The organism is Streptomyces lushanensis, from assembly GCF_001700515.1.
Classification (GTDB): domain Bacteria; phylum Actinomycetota; class Actinomycetes; order Streptomycetales; family Streptomycetaceae; genus Streptomyces; species Streptomyces lushanensis.
On sequence record NZ_MAUD01000512.1, the window covers coordinates 1 to 4,736 of the forward strand.

5 protein-coding genes and 1 pseudogene are annotated in these 4,736 nt (G+C 73.5%); 3 read left to right on the forward strand and 3 right to left on the reverse strand.

Annotation, left to right across the window (positions count from 1 at the left end; genetic code table 11):
* The first annotated feature begins 62 nt into the window (after positions 1-62).
* The gene (locus tag BFF77_RS38305; protein WP_425424449.1) at positions 63-143 is read left to right on the forward strand and encodes a hypothetical protein; all 81 of its coding nucleotides are present in this window, start codon (positions 63-65) and stop codon (positions 141-143) included.
* A 186-nt stretch (positions 144-329) separates the two neighbouring features.
* Here the strand turns inward: BFF77_RS38305 and BFF77_RS30610 are convergent, their stop codons facing one another.
* Both BFF77_RS30610 and BFF77_RS30615 read right to left on the reverse strand, forming a co-directional pair.
* A complete protein-coding gene (locus BFF77_RS30610) occupies positions 330-905 on the reverse strand; it encodes a histidine phosphatase family protein (RefSeq protein WP_066956549.1) in 576 nt (191 codons plus the stop codon).
* 72 nt (positions 906-977) lie between these two features.
* Entirely contained in the window at positions 978-2,441 is a 1,464-nt protein-coding gene (locus BFF77_RS30615; protein WP_066956542.1) for an aminotransferase-like domain-containing protein, read from the reverse strand.
* Between BFF77_RS30615 and BFF77_RS30620 the strand changes: the two genes are divergently transcribed.
* Positions 2,440-3,345 (forward strand): DMT family transporter, encoded by a 906-nt coding sequence (locus BFF77_RS30620; RefSeq protein ID WP_066956546.1) that lies wholly within the window; start codon positions 2,440-2,442, stop codon positions 3,343-3,345. The two genes, BFF77_RS30615 and BFF77_RS30620, sit on opposite strands and share 2 nt — an antisense overlap.
* Before the next feature lie 65 nt (positions 3,346-3,410).
* Here BFF77_RS30620 and BFF77_RS30625 read toward each other — a convergent pair whose 3' ends face one another.
* Positions 3,411-4,613: a glycoside hydrolase family 10-like protein gene (locus BFF77_RS30625; protein ID WP_483855222.1), complete on the reverse strand. Its 1,203-nt coding sequence runs from the start codon at positions 4,611-4,613 to the stop codon at positions 3,411-3,413.
* On the opposite strand from BFF77_RS30625, the pseudogene BFF77_RS33920 reads away from it, so the two are divergent.
* A pseudogene (locus BFF77_RS33920) lies at positions 4,536-4,736 on the forward strand (family 10 glycosylhydrolase); the annotation flags it as partial. The gene BFF77_RS30625 and the pseudogene BFF77_RS33920 sit on opposite strands and share 78 nt — an antisense overlap.

Here is a 4,736-nt window from a genome sequence, read left to right on the forward strand (position 1 = left end):
TGGTCTTCCATGACGCGACGCTGCGCGAGATCGCCCTGCTGGCGCCGTCGACGCTGGCGGAGCTGGGCACGGTGAACGGAGTGGGCGAGAACAAGCTGGCCAAGTACGGGGAGCAGATCCTGGAAACACTGGGCACGGCCTGACGGAACGCCCACGCCGGTGCCGGGCCGGCGCGGCCCGGCACGGCACCGGGTGCGGGCTGACCGGCGACGGGCGCGGCGGGGGCGGGCGCGGCGGGCGACGAGTGCGCTGTCGCCGGGCCGCTCAGTACGAGGCGTTCTTCGCGCGCCCGTGGTCGCACGGCGACCTCAGGACCGCGCCGGCGGGTGCTACGCCGCCGAGCCGATCTGGAGATGCCAGCGGCCCGGCGTACCGCTCAGGGTGACGGTCGACAGCGGGCGGACATCCACGTACCAGTACGTACGGGGCGGGGCCTTCAGGGCGTACACCAGGGCCGCCCGTACCACCGCCGGCTCCGCCACCGCGACGATGGCGGCGATGTCCTCGGCCGGGCGGGTGTCCAGCCATCCGCCTATCCGCGAGATGAAGGCCAGCAGAGGTTCGCCGCCGTGCGGCGCGGCCCGCGGATCGGCGATCCACGCGTCGACGGCGGCCGGCTCGCGGGCCACCACCTCGGAGAAGGTGAAGCCGCGCCAGCGGCCCATGTCGCAGTCGCGCAGCGCGGGCTGGGCGAGCGGCGCGAAGCCCAGCGCGTCACCGGTGGCGCGGCTGCGCGGCGTCGGTGAGCAGTAGCGGAGATCCGCGGCGGCCAGCGGGATCAGGGTGTGGGCGGCGAGCTGCATCTCGTACCATCCGACCTGGTCGAGCGGCCGGTCGTCGTCGAAGCGCTCGTCGAACACGTCCGAGCTGCGCGCCGCGGCGACCAACGTGACCCGAACACTCATGGCCGCGATCGTGGAGCCGAATCTCCCGCAGGTCAAGGGGTTCCTTGCGGCGGGACGGCCCCGGCACGAGGTCTACCCGGCCGTCGCTCGCGGGCCCGGTCCGCCGATCGCCTCGTCGCAGGCCGTGCGGAGCCTGCGTACCCCCTCGGTGATCTCGGCCGGGCCCGCCACCGCCGCGAAGCTCAACCGGAGCTGAGCGGCGGGAGGTTCGGCGCTGAAGTACGGGCGGCCCGGTGCGACCGCGACTCCCGCGCGCAGCGCGGCGGAGACGACGGCCTGCTCGTCGGTGCCGTCGGGGAGCCGGAGCCAGAGGTGATAGCCGCCGGAGGGAATGTACGGCAGGTCCAGCTCGGGCAGCTCGCCCCGGAGCGCCGCCGTGAGCGTGTCCCTGCGGACCCGCAGCGCAGACGAGACCGAGCGCAGATGGCGGTTCCAGGCCGCGGAGCCGACGAGTTCCAGCGCGGCCTCCTGGAGCGGGCGCGGGACGAAGAGGGTGTCGACGACATGGATGGCGCGCAGCCGCTCCAGAACCGGGCCGCGCGCCACCAGCGCGCCGACCCGCAGGCTCGGCGAGGTCGCCTTGGTGAGCGAGCAGACATGGACGACCACTCCGTCCGGGTCGTCGGCGGCGAGCGGCCTGGGCAGCGGGCCCGCGTCCTCGTGCACCAGCCGCCGTACGAAGTCGTCCTCGACGACGAAGGCCCCGGCCTCCCGGGCGATCCGCAGCACCTCGGGACGGCGGGCCGGGGAGAGCACGGCGCCGGTGGGATTCTGGAAGAGCGGCTGGCAGACGAAGAGCCGGGAGCCGGTGGCCCGGAAGGCGGCGGCGAGCAGCTCGGGCCGTACACCGTCGGGATCCACCGGTACGGGTACCGGCCGCAGCCCGGCGGCGCGTGCGATCGCCAGCATCCCCGGGTAGGTGGGCGATTCGACCAGCACGGGTGCGCCGGGCGGGGCCAGCGCCCGCAGCGCGGTGGTCAGCGCGCTCTGCCCGCCCGCCGTGACCAGGACCTCCGCCGCCGTGACCGGGTCGCCGATCCCCCGGGCGAACCACTCGCGCAGTTCGGGCAGACCGTCGGTGGGCGGCCTGCCCCAGGCGCCGGGCCGGCGGCCCGCCCGCGCCAGCGCGGCGGCCATCGCCCGCTCCGGCTGGAGGGAGGGATGGAGATAGCCGCCGTTGAACTCGATGACGCCGGGCGGCGGCGCGGCCAGCGTGACCAGGACCCCGGAGGCGTCGACGGCGCGCGGTACGAGCTCGGCGGCGGCGTCGGCACTGAGGGCGACCTCCTGCCAGGAGGTGTCACCACGGGCCGGAGCACCGGCCCGCGCGGGCGCGCGGAAGGCTCCGGCGCCGGGACGTGTGACGACGAGTCCCTCCGCGGCGAGCCGGGCGAGGGCGCGGGAGACGGTCACCGGGGAGACACGGTAACGCTCGACCAGCGCCCTGCTGGACGGCAGCTTTCCACCGGGTGAGTAGCGGTTCAGCTCCTGCCGCAACGAATCCGCGAGACCTGCCACACTGCTACGCTCATGCATGACAGCACAGGATAGCGCTACTCCACACACTTCGATAACGGTCGGCGGCGGCACCCTCCTCGCGGCGCTGGGCGTCGTCGCCTTCTCGCTCACCTTCCCTTCCACCGTGTGGGGCCTGGAGAGTTTCGGTCCCTGGTCGCTCGTCGCCCTGCGCAGCACACTCGCCGCCCTGATCGCGGGCGGCTTTCTGCTGGCGCTGCGCGTCCCCGTTCCCGAACGCCGGCACTGGAGCGGGCTCGCGGTGGTCGGTGGCGGAGTCGTCGTGGGCTTTCCGCTGCTGACGACGCTGGCGCTGGAGACCTCCACCACCTCGCACGCGGCCGTGGTGGTCGGGCTGCTCCCGCTGACGACGGCCGCGTTCGCGGCGCTACGTACCGTACGCAGGGGCCGGCACCCGTCCCGTACGTTCTGGTCGGCCGCGCTCGCCGGCGCGGCCGTGGTGATCACCTTCGCGGTCCAGCAGAGCGGCGGAGCCCTCTCGGCCGGCGATCTGTATCTGTTCGGCGCGCTGCTGGTGTGCGCGGCGGGCTATACGGAGGGCGGCAGGCTCGCCCGGGAGATGCCCGGCTGGCAGGTGATCGGCTGGGCGCTGATCGGATGTCTGCCGCTCTCGGCGGTGGGCGCGGCGGCGGCCCTCACCGTCGAACCCGCGCGCTGGACGGCCCATGGAGCGATCGGGCTCGTCTGGGTGGCGGCGGGCTCGACCTTCTTCGGCCTGTACGTCTGGTACCGGGGCATGGCGTCGATCGGTGTCGCGAAGGCCAGTCAGCTCCAACTCGCCCAGCCCGTACTGACGCTGGTCTGGTCGGTGCTCCTGCTCGGTGAGCACCTGACGCCCGCCGCGCCGGTGGCGGCCGTGGCGGTCCTGGTCTGCATCGCGGTCACCCAGCGATCAAGCACCTGACCCCCGGCGTCCGACGCGTACCGCCCCTCACCTGGCCCACCGGCCGGCTCCCGCCCCGGCCTCCGTCACTTCCCGGCGCGTCTGCCGTAGTGCTCCGCCGCCACACGTGACATCGCGCCGATCGGATCGGCGCGGACCTCCTTCGCCGAGAAGTAGCAGTGCCCGCGCACTCCCGCGACGTTCCTGGCCAGCGTGAGATGCCGGGACAGTTCGGCCGGGTCCCGCCAGGCGGCGGGCTGGGCGCGGTCACCCGCCTTGTAGAGGGCCTCCCCGACGTAGAGGTCGACGCCCGTCCCTCGGACGGCACCGTCCCACCAGCGCAGCAGCTTCGCGTAGTCGGCCGGAGCGTGACCGATGTGCCAGTAGAGCTGCGGCACGATGTAGTCGATCCAGCCTCGCCGGACCCACGCGCGGGTGTCGGCGTACAGATCGTCATAGGTCTGTACGCCGGCCCTGGTGTCGGAGCCGAGCGGATCGGTGGCGGCGTTGCGCCACACTCCGAACGGGCTGATCCCGAAGCGCACGTTCTTTCCGGTCCTCCTGATCCGCGCCGCGGTCTCCTTGACCAGCCGGTCGGTGTTGTCCCGCCGCCAGGCCGCACGGTCCGGGAATCCGGCTCCGTGGCGTGCGTACGCCTCGTCGTCCTCGAAGGTCTCCCCGGCGACCGGATACGGATAGAAGTAGTCGTCCCAGTGGACGGCGTCCACGGCGTACCGCGCGACGGCGTCCAGCATGGCGTCCTGCACGAAGCGCCGGACCTCGGGCAGCCCGGGGTTGTAGTAGAGCTTCCCGCCGTAGGGCAGGACCCACTCCGGGTGGACACGGGCCGGATGGCCGGCGGTCAGCCGCGCGGGATCGGTGTGGTTCGCGACGCGGTACGGGTTGAACCAGGCGTGCAGTTCCAGGCCGCGCGCGTGCGCCTCGCGCACCGCCGTGCCCAGCGGATCCCAGCCGGGATCCCTGCCCTGGGTGCCGGTCAGGCACTGCGCCCAGGGTTCGAACCGCGACGGCCACAGGGCGTCCGCCGTCGGCCGCACCTGGAGGACGACGGCGTTCAGCCCGCGCGCCACGGCCGTGTCGAGATACGCGAGCAGTTCGGCCCGCTGGCGCGCGGCCGTCAGTCCCGGCTTGGAGGGCCAGTCGCGGTTCGCGACCGTCGCGAGCCACATCCCACGGAACTCCCGGCTGTCCACCCGGAGTGGGTCCTGCCCTACGGCGGGAAGCTCTACTACAACCCCGGGCTGCCCGAGGTCCGGCGCTTCGTGCAGGACGCCATGCTGGACGCCGTCGCGCGGTACGCCGTGGACGCCGTCCACTGGGACGACTACTTCTATCCGTATCCGGTCGCCGGGGAGACCTTCGAGGACGACGAGGCGTACGCACGCCACGGA